Annotated in this window: 17 protein-coding genes; 7 read left to right on the top strand and 10 right to left on the bottom strand. The window is 57.0% G+C overall.

All coding sequences use genetic code 11. From position 1 onward, the window contains the following. Nucleotides 1–88: 88 nt before the first annotated feature. From ACOTXI_RS15005 to ACOTXI_RS15015, 3 genes are read left to right on the top strand one after another with little or no spacing between them, the layout of a single operon-like run. Nucleotides 89–439, top strand: a complete 351-nt coding sequence (locus tag ACOTXI_RS15005; protein ID WP_008501625.1) for an ArsC family reductase — start codon at nucleotides 89–91, stop codon at nucleotides 437–439. Nucleotides 440–449: 10 nt separating this feature from the next. Continuing rightward, the gene (dapE, locus tag ACOTXI_RS15010) at nucleotides 450–1,577 is read left to right on the top strand and encodes a succinyl-diaminopimelate desuccinylase (protein ID WP_008501626.1); all 1,128 of its coding nucleotides are present in this window, start codon (nucleotides 450–452) and stop codon (nucleotides 1,575–1,577) included. A 24-nt stretch (nucleotides 1,578–1,601) separates the two neighbouring features. Further along, nucleotides 1,602–1,799, top strand: coding sequence for a YpfN family protein (locus tag ACOTXI_RS15015; RefSeq protein ID WP_008501627.1), 198 nt, complete (start codon nucleotides 1,602–1,604; stop codon nucleotides 1,797–1,799). Nucleotides 1,800–1,838: 39 nt separating this feature from the next. On the opposite strand, the gene ypfH is transcribed toward ACOTXI_RS15015, so the two are convergent. The 6 genes from ypfH to dapA form a co-directional block, all read right to left on the bottom strand. Continuing rightward, nucleotides 1,839–2,534: an esterase gene (gene ypfH / locus ACOTXI_RS15020; RefSeq protein WP_045351574.1), complete on the bottom strand. Its 696-nt coding sequence runs from the start codon at nucleotides 2,532–2,534 to the stop codon at nucleotides 1,839–1,841. A 73-nt stretch (nucleotides 2,535–2,607) separates the two neighbouring features. After that, on the bottom strand, nucleotides 2,608–4,554 hold the full coding sequence (locus ACOTXI_RS15025; protein WP_058653487.1) for a tRNA(Met) cytidine acetyltransferase TmcA: 1,947 nt from the start codon (nucleotides 4,552–4,554) through the stop codon (nucleotides 2,608–2,610). Continuing rightward, entirely contained in the window at nucleotides 4,554–5,423 is an 870-nt protein-coding gene (locus ACOTXI_RS15030) for a neutral zinc metallopeptidase (protein ID WP_008501630.1), read from the bottom strand. The genes ACOTXI_RS15025 and ACOTXI_RS15030 overlap by 1 nt, the downstream gene beginning before the upstream one ends. Before the next feature lie 120 nt (nucleotides 5,424–5,543). Continuing rightward, nucleotides 5,544–6,257 (bottom strand): phosphoribosylaminoimidazolesuccinocarboxamide synthase, encoded by a 714-nt coding sequence (gene purC, locus ACOTXI_RS15035; RefSeq protein ID WP_008501631.1) that lies wholly within the window; start codon nucleotides 6,255–6,257, stop codon nucleotides 5,544–5,546. A 109-nt stretch (nucleotides 6,258–6,366) separates the two neighbouring features. Continuing rightward, nucleotides 6,367–7,401 (bottom strand): outer membrane protein assembly factor BamC, encoded by a 1,035-nt coding sequence (gene bamC, locus ACOTXI_RS15040; protein ID WP_008501632.1) that lies wholly within the window; start codon nucleotides 7,399–7,401, stop codon nucleotides 6,367–6,369. Nucleotides 7,402–7,417: 16 nt separating this feature from the next. After that, nucleotides 7,418–8,296 carry a 4-hydroxy-tetrahydrodipicolinate synthase gene (dapA, locus tag ACOTXI_RS15045; RefSeq protein WP_058653485.1) on the bottom strand — a complete coding sequence of 293 codons (879 nt, stop codon included), beginning with the start codon at nucleotides 8,294–8,296 and terminating at the stop codon, nucleotides 7,418–7,420. Between the two features lie 145 nt (nucleotides 8,297–8,441). Here dapA and ACOTXI_RS15050 point away from each other — a divergent pair, with 145 nt between their 5' ends. Continuing rightward, entirely contained in the window at nucleotides 8,442–9,011 is a 570-nt protein-coding gene (locus ACOTXI_RS15050; RefSeq protein WP_023325845.1) for a glycine cleavage system transcriptional repressor, read from the top strand. Then, nucleotides 9,011–9,481 carry a thioredoxin-dependent thiol peroxidase gene (gene bcp / locus ACOTXI_RS15055; protein WP_008501635.1) on the top strand — a complete coding sequence of 157 codons (471 nt, stop codon included), beginning with the start codon at nucleotides 9,011–9,013 and terminating at the stop codon, nucleotides 9,479–9,481. Before ACOTXI_RS15050 ends, bcp begins: the two co-directional genes overlap by 1 nt. Before the next feature lie 83 nt (nucleotides 9,482–9,564). Here the strand turns inward: bcp and ACOTXI_RS15060 are convergent, their stop codons facing one another. After that, a complete protein-coding gene (locus ACOTXI_RS15060) occupies nucleotides 9,565–10,629 on the bottom strand; it encodes an AI-2E family transporter (protein WP_008501636.1) in 1,065 nt (354 codons plus the stop codon). Between the two features lie 221 nt (nucleotides 10,630–10,850). Between ACOTXI_RS15060 and bepA the strand changes: the two genes are divergently transcribed. Together bepA and arsC are read left to right on the top strand one after the other, a co-directional pair. Then, nucleotides 10,851–12,314, top strand: coding sequence for a beta-barrel assembly-enhancing protease (bepA, locus tag ACOTXI_RS15065; protein WP_058653483.1), 1,464 nt, complete (start codon nucleotides 10,851–10,853; stop codon nucleotides 12,312–12,314). Between the two features lie 18 nt (nucleotides 12,315–12,332). Continuing rightward, the gene (gene arsC, locus ACOTXI_RS15070; RefSeq protein ID WP_032652948.1) at nucleotides 12,333–12,689 is read left to right on the top strand and encodes an arsenate reductase (glutaredoxin); all 357 of its coding nucleotides are present in this window, start codon (nucleotides 12,333–12,335) and stop codon (nucleotides 12,687–12,689) included. 84 nt (nucleotides 12,690–12,773) lie between these two features. Here the strand turns inward: arsC and ACOTXI_RS15075 are convergent, their stop codons facing one another. From ACOTXI_RS15075 to upp, 3 genes are all read right to left on the bottom strand, one after another. Continuing rightward, nucleotides 12,774–13,475 carry a DnaA inactivator Hda gene (locus ACOTXI_RS15075; RefSeq protein WP_166792068.1) on the bottom strand — a complete coding sequence of 234 codons (702 nt, stop codon included), beginning with the start codon at nucleotides 13,473–13,475 and terminating at the stop codon, nucleotides 12,774–12,776. A gap of 95 nt (nucleotides 13,476–13,570) precedes the next feature. Beyond that, entirely contained in the window at nucleotides 13,571–14,860 is a 1,290-nt protein-coding gene (gene uraA / locus ACOTXI_RS15080; RefSeq protein ID WP_023294266.1) for a uracil permease, read from the bottom strand. Nucleotides 14,861–14,946: 86 nt separating this feature from the next. After that, a complete protein-coding gene (gene upp, locus ACOTXI_RS15085) occupies nucleotides 14,947–15,573 on the bottom strand; it encodes a uracil phosphoribosyltransferase (protein WP_008501641.1) in 627 nt (208 codons plus the stop codon). Nucleotides 15,574–15,680: the final 107 nt, after the last annotated feature.

The raw sequence follows: 15,680 nt of genomic DNA on the forward strand, positions 1-15,680 counted from the left end.
ACAATTCCTGAATGTGTTATATTCCACTTAAGGATATATCTTCGAATTTACTGAACATTTAATTATCAGAACATCAAAAGGATTCACCATGGTTGTGATGTACGGCATTAAAAATTGCGACACCATCAAAAAAGCCCGCCGCTGGCTGGACGCTAACAGCGTGGAGTACCGCTTCCACGATTACCGTGCCGACGGGCTCGATGCAGAATTTCTGCATAGCGCTATCCGCGAACTGGGTTGGGAAGCCCTGCTGAACACCCGCGGCACCACCTGGCGTAAACTGGACGACTCACTGCGCGCCAGCATCACCGATGCCGACAGCGCTGCAAAACTGATGCTCGAGATGCCGGCAATTATCAAACGCCCATTGCTCTGCGCGCCAGGGCAGCCTATGCTGCTGGGTTTCAGTGAAACCCTTTATTCCGACTTTTTTCGTTGAGGTGTAGTTTATGTCATGCCCGGTCATTGAGCTGACTCAGCAGCTTATTCGCCGTCCTTCCCTTAGCCCGGACGACGCAGGTTGTCAGGCTCTTATGATTGAACGCCTGCGTGCCATCGGTTTTACCGTTGAACGCATGGATTTTGGCGATACCCAGAACTTCTGGGCGTGGCGCGGACAGGGCGAAACGCTGGCCTTCGCCGGGCATACTGACGTCGTTCCCGCCGGTGACGCGGATCGCTGGATTAACCCGCCGTTTGAGCCGACCATTCGGGATGGCATGCTGTTTGGTCGCGGCGCGGCAGACATGAAAGGTTCTCTGGCGGCGATGGTCGTGGCGGCAGAGCGCTTTGTGGCGCAGCATCCCAACCACAAAAACCGTCTCGCGTTTTTGATCACCTCCGACGAAGAAGCCAGCGCGCACAACGGCACCGTGAAGGTCGTCGAAGCGCTGATGGCCCGCAACGAGCGTCTCGACTACTGCCTGGTCGGTGAGCCGTCCAGCACCGAAGTGGTGGGTGACGTCGTCAAAAACGGACGCCGTGGCTCGCTGACCTGTAACCTGACCATTCACGGTGTGCAGGGCCACGTCGCTTATCCGCATCTGGCCGATAACCCGGTCCACCGCGCCGCGCCAATGCTGAGCGAGCTGGTGGCGATTGAGTGGGATAAGGGCAACGAGTTCTTCCCGCCGACCAGCATGCAGATTGCGAACGTCAAGGCCGGGACCGGCAGCAATAACGTGATCCCGGGGGATTACGTCGTCCAGTTCAACTTCCGCTTCAGCACGGAACTGACCGATGAGATGATCAAGGCGCGCGTTATCGCCCTGCTGGAAAAATATCAGCTGCGCTACACCGTGGAGTGGTGGCTTTCCGGCCAGCCGTTCCTGACGCAGCGCGGCAAACTGGTGGATGCGGTGGTGAACGCCATCGAGCACTATAATGAAATTAAGCCACAGCTGCTGACAACGGGTGGCACCTCAGACGGACGCTTTATCGCCCGTATGGGTGCTCAGGTTGTCGAACTGGGGCCAGTGAACGCAACCATTCATAAAATAAATGAGTGTGTCAATGCGGCAGATTTACAACTGCTGGCCCGTATGTATCAACGTATTATGGAGCAAATCGTCGCCTGACGAACGCTCTGAGAGGAATAGCGAATGGATTGGCTTTCAAAGTACTGGTGGGTTCTGGTGTTGGTTTTTCTGGTCGGCGTACTGCTGAACGTGATTAAAGACCTTAAGCGCGTGGACCATAAAAAATTTCTCGCCAACAAGCCGGATCTTCCCCCGCACCGTGATTTCAACGACAAGTGGGACGATGACGACGACTGGCCGAAGAAGGATCAGAAGAAGTAATCGATCCGATTCCCCCTCTCCATGGGAGAGGGGGAAGAATCACATAAACTCAACAATATCATCGTCATCCGGCTTACCGCCGCTGAGCGCTTCATCAAAGTAGTGCTTCGGTACGGTATAGCGCAGATGGTCAAGCGCAAACTGCATGCTGCGATCGTCAATGGCGTGGCCCAGATCGTCAACGATATCCAGCGTCACATCCCCACCCTCACGCATCAGCGCTTCCTGGGCAGCAACCGCATGCGAGAGCTCAATCACCCGGTCTTCACCGCCGTGGATTAAGTGGATCGTGGTCTGCGTGGTTGCGCTTGTCGGTAACGTCGCAAAACGGCCGTTAAAGGCGATCACCCGTGAAACCAGACCCGGCTGCGCCTTTACGCTTTCCAGCGACATGATTGACCCCTGCGAGAAGCCAATCAGCGCGGTCGCTTCGGCTCCTACGCCGCTCTGCTGCTGCCAGTAGCGGACGACGTCGATAAAGGTCGGCATGATGGCGTCGATACGCGCCTGACGGTTCTCTTCCGTCACGCCCTGAACCGAGAACCACTGGCGCCCGTTCGGGCCGCATGGCTCTACGCCACCGATGCTAATAATCAACGCTTCCGGGAAAACGGGCGCAAACCAGCTGCCAATCTGCCCCATATTGACGGCATTATCGCCAACACCATGAAACAGAAGCAGTAACTGTTTAGCCGGTTTGTCAGGGCTTTGAACAACAAAATGGTCATGTTTCATGGTGGTCTCCTTAATAGATGACCTGGATTCTACGCCTCCCGGCGGGAATGACCATGCCACTTTACTGAAGAAGTCATTGAAAAAATTGCCATTGCAAAATGGCTTCCTTCAACTGCTGGCAGCGCGGATAATCAATGGTTTCAAGCGCTTGCGCGGTTTCAGAGCGCAGCTTTGCCAGCAACGCTTTTCGCCCGAGCTCATCCGTTTTCCCTGCTAGTTTCCCCCGCAGGGCCGGAAGCGGCATATCAACGGTGAGCAACAACCGCGTCAGCGCGGCAACCGAGGTTGAAAACGCGCGATGGGCAAAAGCAAACCCGGCCAGCTCCCACCAGTCATCACTATTAAGGGTAGCTTCCCAGCCGTCGTCCACCGGGATCTTTTCACCGTTCCAGGCCGACAGGACGCGCATATCCCGGCACAAACGCTGATGTTCCTGCGCGCACAGCCGACGCCCTGCCTCGCTTAGCGGCAGCAGCGCCATCGCCGTGTAGCAGCCGCTGCTGGCTTCCCGATGGCTCCCCATCCGCACCAGCACAAACCCGCACCGCTGCCAGAAATGCCACAGCTCGTCGGTATAACCGAAACTCACCGACAGATAATCTTCCCCGCGGGCGCTACGGATAAGCCGTTGCCCGATGCCTTCCCGCTGGCGCAGGGGGTGAACCGCAATGCGGCTAACCCGTCGCCCTTTCAGCGTTGCCGCGAGTGGCGATCCGCCGTGTGCCGCCAGCGACTGCGCTACGAGATTCCCGCGCGGACGCCGGTATCCCGCCCACACGGCGCGGCTAAGCTCAGGGGACAACCCGCCCTCTTCCACCAGCCAGAGCGCGCCTGCAATCTCTGCCTCGGTCCCGGCAACAGCAAAGTGCTGACCGGGCGCGTCCATCATCCGGCGTAAATCGAGCGGTGACGTGCGGTAGTGTGCCGCACACAGCAGTTCATAAACGCTTGCCACGCGTGCCGGGTCGCTCTCCCACATCCGCGGCGCCAGCGGCGTTATACGCACGTCGCCTTCCGGTTTGCGGTCGATAAGCGCATCATCAAATAACAGAGCATTTGCCACGAACCGCTCAAGCGGACATCCGACGGCCCAGCGAATGGGGGTCGATAAGGCATAATGCCGCAGTCCGCTGAAACGGGCGCAAAACTTCAGCAGGAACCCCCTTCCCGTCCCTTCATAGCCCTGCACCGTGGTGGTTAATAATGCGCGCGTAAAGCGCGTCACCAGCTTCTCCAGCAGCGGACCCGGGATGGCAGCCGCTTCATCGACAATCAGCCAGTCGGCCTGCAGCGTGGAGGCCAGCAGCGCATCCGGGGCCATAAAGTGGAAATGCTCGCCCGCAAAGCGCGCAATGACATCCGTTGCCCCTTTAGCCGGTGCCGTGACCACCGCACTCCCCTGAATGCTATTGAGCAGCATCCCCGCCAGCGCTGACTTTCCGCGCCCGCGCGGTGCCGTTACGGCAGCGATGCCCGCAGGCATGGTCAGAAGCGCGTCGAGGATCTCCGCCTGCTCGCGCTGCGGTGCGCCGCTGGCAGGCCGCCAGGCGGGTAAATCCGGCGCAACGGGAACGGACAAAGGACGATGCTGTTGCCAGACAATCGCATCCGAATCGGCGGCAAGCGTCCGGCAGAAGTGGTGCACAAAGTGTGGAGTGGCGATCGGCTCCGCGCTGTCGCTCCAGCGCAAAGAGTCGCTGTCTGGCCTGTCGGCCCAGTCAGCAAGCGGAGGAACCAGCAGCACCAGGAGGCTTCCGGCGCGCAGCGTCCCGCTGAGCGCGGCGAAGGCTGAGACGTCAAACCCGGCGCGCGCGTCAAAAACGGTGTGAAGGTATTCGCGTCCCAGCAGTCCGCTGAGGGTTTTAGAGGGATTGTCATCCAGCCACAGCCAGTCTCCCGGCAGGGTATTACGCAGGTCAGCCGCCTGACTCAACGTCCACTGCGTCTCACCGCTGAGCACCACCAGCCGACGATGGCCGGTGCGCTCAAGCTCGCGTATCAGCTGTTCAAACGCCAGCATTACATCGCTTTACCGAAGGTATTACACTGCGCCGGGTCGCCGCTGTCGAAACCGCGTTTAAACCAGCTGTAGCGCTGCTGCGAGGTACCGTGAGTGAAGCTGTCCGGCACGACGCGCCCCTGGCTCTGCTGCTGAAGACGGTCGTCACCGATCGCCTGAGCGGCATTCAGCGCCTCCTCAAGATCGCCGGATTCCAGAACGCCCTGCTGCTGCATGCTGTGGCCCCAGACGCCCGCGAAGCAGTCCGCCTGCAGCTCCATTTTAACGGACAGGCGGTTCACGTCAGCCTGCGACGCATTTTGCTGGAGCTGGCGCACTTTTGGCTCAATTCCCAGCAGCTTTTGCACGTGATGGCCGACTTCATGCGCGATCACGTAGCCCTGGGCAAAATCGCCATCAGCGCCAAGCTTGCGTTTCATGTCATCGTAAAAAGAGAGATCGATATAGACGGTGCCGTCCGCCGGGCAGTAGAACGGCCCCATCACGGACTGTCCGGTGCCGCATCCGGTGCGGGTTGCGCCCCGGTACATCACCAGCTTCGGCTGCTGGTAGGTACGCCCCATCTTCTCAAACAGCTGACCCCAGGTGTCTTCCGTTGTGGCGAGGATCACGGAGGTAAATTTGGCCGCTTCATCTTCATTCGGGCTGATGGAGCGCTGAGAATGCTGCTGCTGTTGCAGCGGCTGACCGGTCATTAACCCGGTGAGATCGACGCCGTAATAGCCCGCGACCAGCACCACAATCAGCAGAATGATACCGCCCTTGCCGCTGGGTAAGCGGAAGCCCGGTCCGCCCATGGAAGGACCGCCGCCGCCATCACTGCGTCTGTCTTCTACATTGTCACTTTCACGACGCCCTTGCCAGCGCATAACCACCTCTAACTATTCCATTTATAATAGCTATGATCGTAGGCGGTTAACGGCAAGATTACCATAGGAAACAAAGGTAAGACGCCAAAGGATGCGAACATCCTTTGGCAAGTGAGGGAGTTAGTCGAGCTTAACGCCTAAACGGTGAGCAACCGCTTCGTACGCTTCAATCAGGCCACCCAGGCTCTGACGGAAACGGTCTTTGTCCATTTTATCCAGGGTTTCTTTGTCCCACAGGCGGCTACCGTCCGGAGAGAACTCATCGCCCAGCACCACTTCGCCTTTGAACAGACCAAACTCCAGCTTGAAGTCGACGAGGATCAGGCCCGCGTCATCAAACAATTTTTTCAGCACGTCGTTGGCTTTGTAGGTCAGCTCTTTCATGCGCGCCAGGTTCTCTTTGTTCACCCAGCCGAAGGTTTCGCAGTAGGAATCATTGACCATCGGGTCGTGCATGGCATCGTTTTTCAGGAACAGATCGAACAGCGGTGGATTCAGTTCGATACCTTCTTCAATGCCCAGACGCTTCACCAGGGAGCCCGCCGCACGGTTACGAATAACGCACTCAACCGGAACCATATCCAGTTTTTTCACCAGACATTCCGTATCGGACAGCAACGCTTCCATCTGAGTCGGGATACCCGCTTCGGCCAGTTTGGTCATAATGAAGTGGTTGAACTTGTTGTTCACCATGCCTTTACGATCGAACTGCTCAATGCGCGCGCCATCCCCTGCTGACGTATCATTGCGGAACTCGAGCACCAACAGATCCGGGTTTTCCGTGCTGTATACGGTCTTCGCTTTGCCACGATACAACTCAGCTTGCTTCTGCATCTTCATTACTCCTGGTGTGATGATTTGTGTTCAAAACTGGGGATATTATGCCACGCACACGTTTGCGTAGCACGAAAATAAAAAGGGCTGGATTCACCAGCCCTCGTATTTATTTGCTGAATGCTGCCTGGAAGACAGCGACCAGCGCATCGTTCTGCGACTGGGTCAGCGTGTGACCTTTTGGATCGATAAACTGCAGGCTACTGCGGTTATCAAGGTCACCGACCTGAATCTTGTAGTCACCGGAGGCAAGCTGAGGATCTTTCGCGCCCAGTTCCTGCCACGCGCTGTCGGAGAGCGGCTTATAGGTTGCCGTCATGCTGCCGGTTGAGCGGGTACTGTCGGTCACTTTCATGCCCACTTTTTCCAGCGTCGCTGGCAGACGCTGCCAGGTCTGGTTAAACGGTGCACGCACCACCAGCATTGGCAGGCCGGTATCATCCGCGCCGCTCTGGACATCGAAGGTCACACCGTTGCGGCTCTGCGCGGCGTTGGCAGCATCGGTCGCGTTTTTATCCAGGCCTGCGGCAATCACGTTCAGCATTTCGGTGCTGTAACGCTGCAGGGATGCGGCATCCGCAACCGGTTTACCCGCCTGCTCCAGGTTCAACAGCTTAACGTTAACCGCCTGCTGATAACCCTGTGGTTTAACGGAGACTTGATAACGACCGCGGTACTGCTGGTCTTCATCCAGACGGTTCCATTCGATCCAGTCGGTGGTTAACGTCTGGCTGGCATCATCGCGTTTATCGATGGTGTAGTTCTTCGCCTGAATGACGCTGACAACCTGCGGCCACAGGGTGCTACCGCGCGCGCTCTCAACCATCAGAGATGCCGTATCACCGGTGAACTGGGTACGCGCCCCGCTCACCAGCGCCAGAGGCTGTGCTGGTGGACGAATATCAAGCGCTTTACCGACCAGGCCGCTGCCGTTGGTCACGGGAATATTATAATCGCCGTTCTGAATCGGCAGGATCATACCAGCCGGTGCGTGAAGTTCAGCAAGCGGGGTCGCATCCAGATAGGATTCATCACCGCTCACCTGGCGCTTGTAGCGCGAGTCTGAACTACAGGCAGCGAGCAGCATAACAAGCGAAACACTCGCAACCTTCGCCAGGCGCGACTTCTGTACTGAATAAGCCATCAAATCTCCCTAAACTTTACAGCAAACCGGCATGTTTCAGCGCTGCCCTGACGATATCACGACCGTGGTCGGTAATCGGTGTCATTGGCAGACGCAGCGTGTCGGTTGCTACAAGCCCCAACTCCTTACATGCCCATTTCACTGGGATCGGATTGGGTTCGACAAATAATTTATTGTGCAGCGGCATCAGACGCTGATTTATGACACGCGCTTCATCAAAGTGACCGGCCGCGGCCAGTTTGCACATTTCAGCCATATCGCGCGCCGCAACGTTTGCCGTTACGGAGATCACGCCATGGCCACCGAGCTGCATAAAGTCCAGCGCGGTCGCATCATCACCGCTCAACAGGATAAAGTCGTCTGAAACCAGCTCTTTGAGCTGATGAACGCGGCTTAAGTTCCCTGTCGCCTCTTTAATACCGATAATATTTTTGACTTCCGAGAGACGGCCAACGGTTTCCGGCAGCATATCGCAACCGGTACGGGACGGCACATTATACAGAATTTGTGGCAAGTCAGTATGTTCAGCGATGGCTTTGAAGTGCTGGAACAAACCTTCCTGAGTAGGACGGTTGTAGTAAGGGGTCACCGTCAGACAGCCGACAATGCCGCTGTCGTTAAAACGTTTAGTCAGGCTGATCGCTTCTGCGGTGGCATTCGCGCCTGTGCCCGCGATGACCGGAATACGTCCGTCAGCCAGTTCCAGGGTCAGCATAACCACATCGCCGTGCTCGTCGTGGCTCAGCGTTGCAGATTCACCGGTAGTCCCTACCGAAACGATCGCCGAGGTTCCATTGGCGACATGGTAATCAATCAGCTTCTTCATGCTAGACCGGCAGACGTTACCTTTTTCATCCATCGGTGTTACAAGCGCGACAATACTTCCCGTGAACATGAGCCATCCTCTGTGCGAACAAGAGTCTCAATGGTACGTTTGGAACTGTAATAAAAGCAAGCGACCTGAGGCCCTCAGGCGGTTGTATGCATGTTTTTTTTATGCTTTCCTTAGGAAGACTTAACCATGCAAAGGAAGAACAGGTTTGACAACCTCATCACAACATTACCTGGTTATCACTGCGCTGGGTGCCGACAGGCCGGGTATCGTGAACACCATCACCCGCCACGTAAGCAGTTGCGGCTGTAATATTGAAGACAGCCGTTTGGCCATGCTCGGCGAAGAGTTCACATTCATTATGTTGCTTTCAGGGACATGGAACGCCATCACGTTGATTGAATCGACCCTGCCGCTGAAAGGTGCCGAGCTGGATTTGCTGATCGTCATGAAGCGCACCACCGCGAGACCGCGTCCGGCTATGCCTTCTACCGTCTGGGTGCAGGTTGAAGTGCCTGATTCTCCACATCTGATAGAGCGCTTCACCGCGCTGTTTGACAGCCATCAGATGAACATCGCCGAGCTCGTTTCCCGCACACAGCCGGGCGACGCAAGCACGGTTCCCACGCTCTTTATTCAAATTACCGCGCACAGCCCTGCATCACAGGATGCGTCAAATATCGAGCAAGCGTTCAAAGCCCTCTGTACAGAATTAAACGCGCAGGGCAGTATAAGCGTCGTCAATTATTCGCAGCACGAACAGGATGGAGTTGAGTAATGAATCCACTGAAAGCCGGTGACATCGCACCGAAATTTAGCTTACCGGATCAAGACGGCGAGCAAGTAAATTTGACCGACTTCCAGGGACAGCGTGTTCTGGTCTATTTCTACCCGAAAGCCATGACCCCCGGCTGCACCGTACAGGCCTGCGGCTTACGCGATAACATGGATGAGTTGAAAAAAGTCGGCGTGGAAGTGCTGGGTATCAGCACCGATAAACCAGAAAAGCTGTCACGATTTGCTGAAAAAGAGCTGCTGAACTTCACGCTGCTTTCTGACGAAGATCATCAGGTATGCGAGCAGTTCGGCGTCTGGGGCGAGAAGACGTTTATGGGTAAAACCTACGACGGTATTCACCGCATCAGCTTCCTGATTGACGCCGACGGTAAAGTTGAACACGTGTTTGACGACTTCAAAACCAGCAACCACCACGACGTGGTGTTGAACTGGCTGAAAGAAAGTGCCTGAAAGTGAGTGTCGGGTGGCGGCTTCGCCTTACCCGACCTACAAGGATAAATAGGCCGGGTAAGCGCAGCGCCACCCGGCAAAACTTACTGCTCTTCTACCGCCGGCACATCCGGCCACGCGTGGACGACCGCTTTAATCAGCGTCGCCAGCGGAATGGCGAAGAACACGCCCCAGAATCCCCACAGCCCGCCGAAAATCACCACCGATAAGATAATCACCAGCGGATGCAGGTTCACCGCTTCGGAGAACAGCACCGGTACAAGCAGGTTACCGTCCAGCCCCTGAATAATCAGATACACCGCGAAGCAGCTCCAGAACTCGGTACCCAGCCCAAACTGGAACAACGCCACGCCAACCACCGGAATGGTTACCACAAACGCGCCGATATAGGGGATCAAAACCGAAAATCCGACCAGCACGGCCAGCAGCAGCGAGTAGTTCAGGCCGAAAATCAGGAAGCCAATCCAGGTGGCGACCCCCACCACAATCATCTCCAGCACCTTGCCGCGAATGTAGTTGGTGATCTGCTGGTTCATCTCTTCCCAGACCTGCCCCGCCAGCCCGCGGTTGCGCGGCAGAATACGGCGTACGGCGTTGAGCATCTGGTCTTTATCTTTCACCAGGAAGAAGACCATCAGCGGCACCAGCACGAGGTAGACCGCCAGCGTCAGCAGTCCGACCAGGGACGCCAGAGAGTACTTCACCACCGAATCGCCCATCGTCATGATGCGGGCGCGCATGTTTTCGGCCATCGCGTCGATAATCCCGGCATCCATCAGCGCAGGATAACGGCGCGGCAGCGTGGCGGCGAAATCAGAAAGCTTATTCAGCATGCCGGGCATATCGCGGATCAGGTTAATTCCCTGTTGCCAGGCAACCGGCATCACCACAAAGGCCATCAGCAGCAGGATGCCGACAAACAGCACCAGCACGATGCTGGTCGCCCAGCGGCGGGAACACCCAATATTCTCCAGGCGCGCCGTTGGCCACTCCAGCAGGTACGCCAGCACAATCGCTACCAGCAGAGGGGCGAGCAGACCGCTGAAGAAGAACAGGATACCGAACCCGGCGACCAGAATAACCAACAAAGCAATGGCTTCCGGGTCGCTGAACCGACGCCGGTACCACTGCATTAACATTTCGAGCATACAACCCTTCCCTGAATCGAATGGCGGGAGTGAGACGGTGAATTGTATCTAACTGTCACAAAAAAGACTTTCGCTTTTTGTATCTCGATCGCAATCCGCAAAAGCCTGATGAATGGGATTTTCTTCATGCTACAACACGGCTACACTCGCAGGGCAGCAGAGATGAACGATATGCCGGTTCATCGGTCAAACTAGCACATCTAACATACAGGACAGTGGTTATGTTCAGGCAGTTGAGAAAAACACTGGTTGCAACACTGATTGCCGCGGTGACGGTCGGTCAGGTGTTGCCCGCTTTTGCTGACTCGTCCGATACATTGCCGGACATGGGCACCACGGCAGGAAGCACGCTCTCTATTGGGCAAGAGATGCAAATGGGCGACTACTATGTCCGCCAGCTGCGCGGCAGCGCCCCGCTGATTAACGACCCTTTGCTGGTACAGTACATAAACGGGCTGGGCATGCGTCTGGTAGCACACGCCGACTCGGTAAAAACCCCCTTCCATTTCTATTTAATCAATAATGACGAAATCAACGCCTTCGCCTTCTTTGGCGGTAACGTGGTGCTGCATTCGGCGTTATTCCGTTATTCGGACAACGAAAGCCAGCTGGCCTCGGTCATGGCGCACGAAATTTCGCACGTCACCCAGCGGCACCTGGCGCGTGCGATGGAAGACCAGAAACGTAACGCCCCCCTCACCTGGGTGGGCGCACTGGGTTCCATTCTGCTGGCGATGGCCAGCCCGCAGGCCGGGATGGCGGCGCTGACCGGTACGCTGGCCGGGACGCGCCAGGGGATGATCAGCTTTACCCAACAAAACGAGCAGGAAGCAGACCGCATCGGCATCCAGGTGTTACAGCGCTCAGGCTTTGACCCGCAGGCCATGCCGAGCTTCCTCGAAAAACTGCTCGATCAGGCGCGTTATTCTTCCCGCCCACCGGAAATTTTGCTCACACACCCGCTGCCTGAGAGCCGTCTGTCGGACGCGCGTAACCGTGCCAACCAGATGCGCCCGGTTGTGGTCCAGTCTTCGCAGGATTTCTACATGGCGAAAGTGAGAACGCTGGGGATGTACAATTCCGGGCGTAACCAGCTCACCAGCGACCTGCTGGATGCCCTGGCGAAAGGCAACGTGCGTGAGAAAAACGCCGCGCAGTATGGTCAGGCGCTCCAGGCGATGGAAGCCAGCAAATACGACGAGGCGCGTAAAGCGCTGCAACCGCTTCTGGCTGCCGACCCGAACAACCCGTGGTACCTCGATCTGTTGACGGATATCGATCTGGGGCAGAAGAAGCCTGCCGATGCGATTAACCGCCTGAAAGGGGCGAAAGACGTCCGCACCAACCCGGTGCTGCAGCTTAACCTGGCGAACGCTTACCTGCAGGGCGGCCAGCCGGGTGAAGCGGCGACCATCCTGAACCGTTACACCTTTAACAATAAAGACGATCAAAACGGCTGGGATCTGCTCGCTCAGGCGGAAGCCCAGCTTGGCAACCGTGACCAGGAGCTCGCGGCGCGTGCCGAAGGCTTTGCCCTGGTGGGCCGCCTCGATCAGGCCATTTCCGCGCTCAGCAGCGCCAGCTCGCAGGTCAAACTCGGCAGCCTCCAGCAGGCCCGATACGACGCGCGTATCGATCAGCTTCGCGGCCTGCAGCAGCGCTTCAAGCCGTACGAGAAGATGTAATCAAGGAGAATTCACGTCATGACAGACGCCGTAAAAATTTATCACAACCCGCGCTGCTCCAAGAGCCGCGATACCCTGAGCCTGCTGAAGTCTAACGGCGTGGAGCCGGAGGTGGTGCTGTACCTCGACACCCCACCGGACGCGCAAACCCTCCGCCAGCTGCTGCATATGCTGGGCATGGGCAGTGCACGGGATCTGATGCGCAAGAAAGAAGATCTGTATACGTCGCTTAACCTGAATGACGACCGTCTCTCCGAGGAGCGGCTGATACAGGCGATGGTTGAAAATCCAAAGCTGATTGAGCGCCCGATTGTGGTGGCGAACGGCCAGGCGCGCATTGGACGCCCGCCGGAAGACGTGCTCGAGATCCTCTGATGGTTTCGCCCGGTGGCGCTGCGCTTACCGGGCCTACGGGTGCCATATGTAGGCCGGGTAAGGCGCAGCCGGCACCCGGCACAACTATAGCTTCAGAATATCTTTCACAAACGGAATGGTCAGCTTGCGCTGGGCGGTAATCGAGGCGCGATCGAGCTGATCCAGCGTGTCGAAGAGCGTGCGCATTTCGCGGTCCAGCCGCTTCAGCAGGAAACGGCCCACGTCTTCCGGCAGCTCAAACCCACGCTGCTTTGCACGCAGCTGTAGCGCCTGAAGCTTATCTTCATCCGACAGCGGCTGGAGCTTGTAGATTTGTCCCCAGTCCAGGCGAGACGCCAGATCCGGCAGGCCCAGATTCAGCTGCCGAGGCGGGCGATCGCCAGTGATCAGCAGCCGGGTTTTGCCCGATTCCAGAATGCGGTTGTAGAGGTTAAAGATCGCCATTTCCCACGGCTCATCCCCCGCCACGCATTCGATGTTATCGATGCAGACCAGGGAGAGATGTTCCATCCCCTCCAGCACCTCAGGCACGAACCAGGTTCGTTTATCCAGCGGCACATAGCCTACCGCATCACCGCGCGCCGAAAGCTCCGCACAGGCGGCGTGCAGCAGATGGCTGCGCCCCGCACCTTCGCGTGACCAGATATAGATGTATCCGCTGTGTTCCTGACGCAGCACGTTTTGCAGTGCAGCCAGTAAAGAGGGGTTATCACCCGGCCAGAAACTTGCAAACGTTTCGTCGTCAGGGAGATAGAGTGGCAGAGAGAGCTGTGCCGGTCCGTTCAGAAGTACCTCAACCAGATCTGACATAAAATCGGCATGGAGTTTAACACGGAACCTGCAAGGAGAGAACCGGGCGGATCGTCCGCCCGGTTAAAGGATCACTGTGACGCTTTTTCGCTTTCGTCAGCGTCCAGCACCACCTCTTCCGGGCGGATCACGGAGATCAGCTTGAAAATGAGGCTCAGGCCCACGCCGACGATGGTCGCCAGCGCCATACCTTTCAGCTCGGCCGCCCCGATGTGCACCTTCGCGCCGCTCACGCCGATAATCAGGATCACCGACGTCAGGATCAGGTTCTGCGCTTTGCTGTAATCCACTTTGGATTCAATCAGCACGCGAATACCGGAGGCACCGATTACCCCGTACAGCAGCAGAGACACGCCGCCCATCACCGGCACCGGGATGATCTGAATCGCTGCCGCCAGCTTGCCGACGCAGGAGAGCAGAATGGCGATGATCGCCGCGCCGCCGATAACCCAGGTGCTGTAAACGCGGGTAATCGCCATCACGCCGATGTTTTCACCGTAGGTGGTGTTTGGCGTAGACCCAAAGAAACCGGAGATGATGGTGGAGAAACCGTTCGCAAACATGGAGCGGTGCAGGCCCGGGTCGCGGATCAGGTCACGTTTGACAATGTTTGCCGTCACCACCAGGTGGCCGACGTGCTCTGCAATCACCACCAGCGCCGCAGGCAGAATGGTGAAAATCGCAAACCATTCGAAGCGCGGCGTATAGAAGGTAGGCAGCGCGAACCAGTGCGCCTGCGCAATCGGGGTGGTATCCACCACGCCCATCATAAAGGAGAGCGCATAGCCCGCCAGCACGCCGATCAGGATCGGGATAATCGCCATAAAGCCACGGAACAGCACGGAGCCAAAGACCGTTACGCCCAGGGTCACCAGCGAGATGATAATGGTTTTGGAATCCGGCGACTGGCCGTCTGCTGGCAGCAGGCCGGCCATGTTCGCCGCCACGCCCGCCAGCTCAAGACCGATGACGGCCACGATGGCGCCCATCGCCGCAGGGGGGAACATCACGTCCAGCCAGCCGGTACCGGCTTTCTTCACGATGAAGGAGACCAGGCAGAACAGCACGCCACACATGATAAAGCCGCCCAGCGCGACCTCATAACCCAGCGGCAGCAACAATAACACCGGAGAGATAAAGGCGAAGCTCGACCCGAGATACGCCGGGATTTTGCCTTTACAGATAAAGAGATACAGCAGCGTACCGATGCCGTTGAACAGCAGCACGGTAGCCGGGTTAATGTGGAACAGGATTGGCACCAGCACGGTTGCGCCAAACATGGCGAACAGGTGCTGCAAACTAAGCGGGATAGTCTGTAAAAGCGGCGGTCTTTCACTCACCCCGATAGCACGGCGCGTCATAGTGTTTTCCTCTGAGTAGTATCGTTGTTGGTGTTTTATTCAAAAAAAAGCCGACTATCAAAGTCGGCTTATTTATCGTTATTCGATTATTTCGTACCAAAGATCTTATCGCCGGCATCGCCGAGTCCCGGGATGATGTACCCGTGCTCGTTCAGGCCCTGGTCGATAGAGGCGGTATACAGCTCAACGTCCGGGTGCGCTTTTTCCAGTGCCGCGATCCCTTCCGGTGCCGCAACCAGCACCAGCACTTTAATGCTGCTGCAGCCCGCTTTTTTCAGCAGGTCGATAGTGGCAATCATTGAACCGCCGGTTGCCAGCATCGGGTCAACCACCAGCGCCATACGCTCGTCGATGTTGGACACCAGCTTCTGGAAGTAAGGAACCGGCTCGAGGGTTTCTTCGTTACGGTAGATCCCCACCACGCTGATGCGCGCGCTTGGCACATGCTCCAGCACGCCTTCCATCATGCCGAGACCGGCACGCAGGATTGGCACAACGGTAATTTTCTTACCTTTGATCTGCTCAACCTGCACCGGGCCGTTCCAGCCTTCGATGGTGACTTTTTCTGTCTCCAGATCGGAGGTCGCTTCGTAAGTCAGCAGGCTGCCGACTTCAGAGGCCAGTTCGCGAAAACGCTTCGTGCTGATGTCATGCTCACGCATCAGGCCCAACTTGTGTTTAACGAGTGGGTGTTTCACTTCCACAATCTTCATTCTCTTTCTCCTCTGAATGGCATCCGCAAAAAAATCGCGGGATTATACCGCTTTTTTCGGATTAGGCCATACCCATGTTGCTTGACGAATATCAAGCAAAGTGATTT

Source organism: Enterobacter cloacae complex sp. BZL2005 (assembly GCF_049238885.1).
Taxonomy (GTDB): Bacteria; Pseudomonadota; Gammaproteobacteria; order Enterobacterales; family Enterobacteriaceae; genus Enterobacter; species Enterobacter roggenkampii.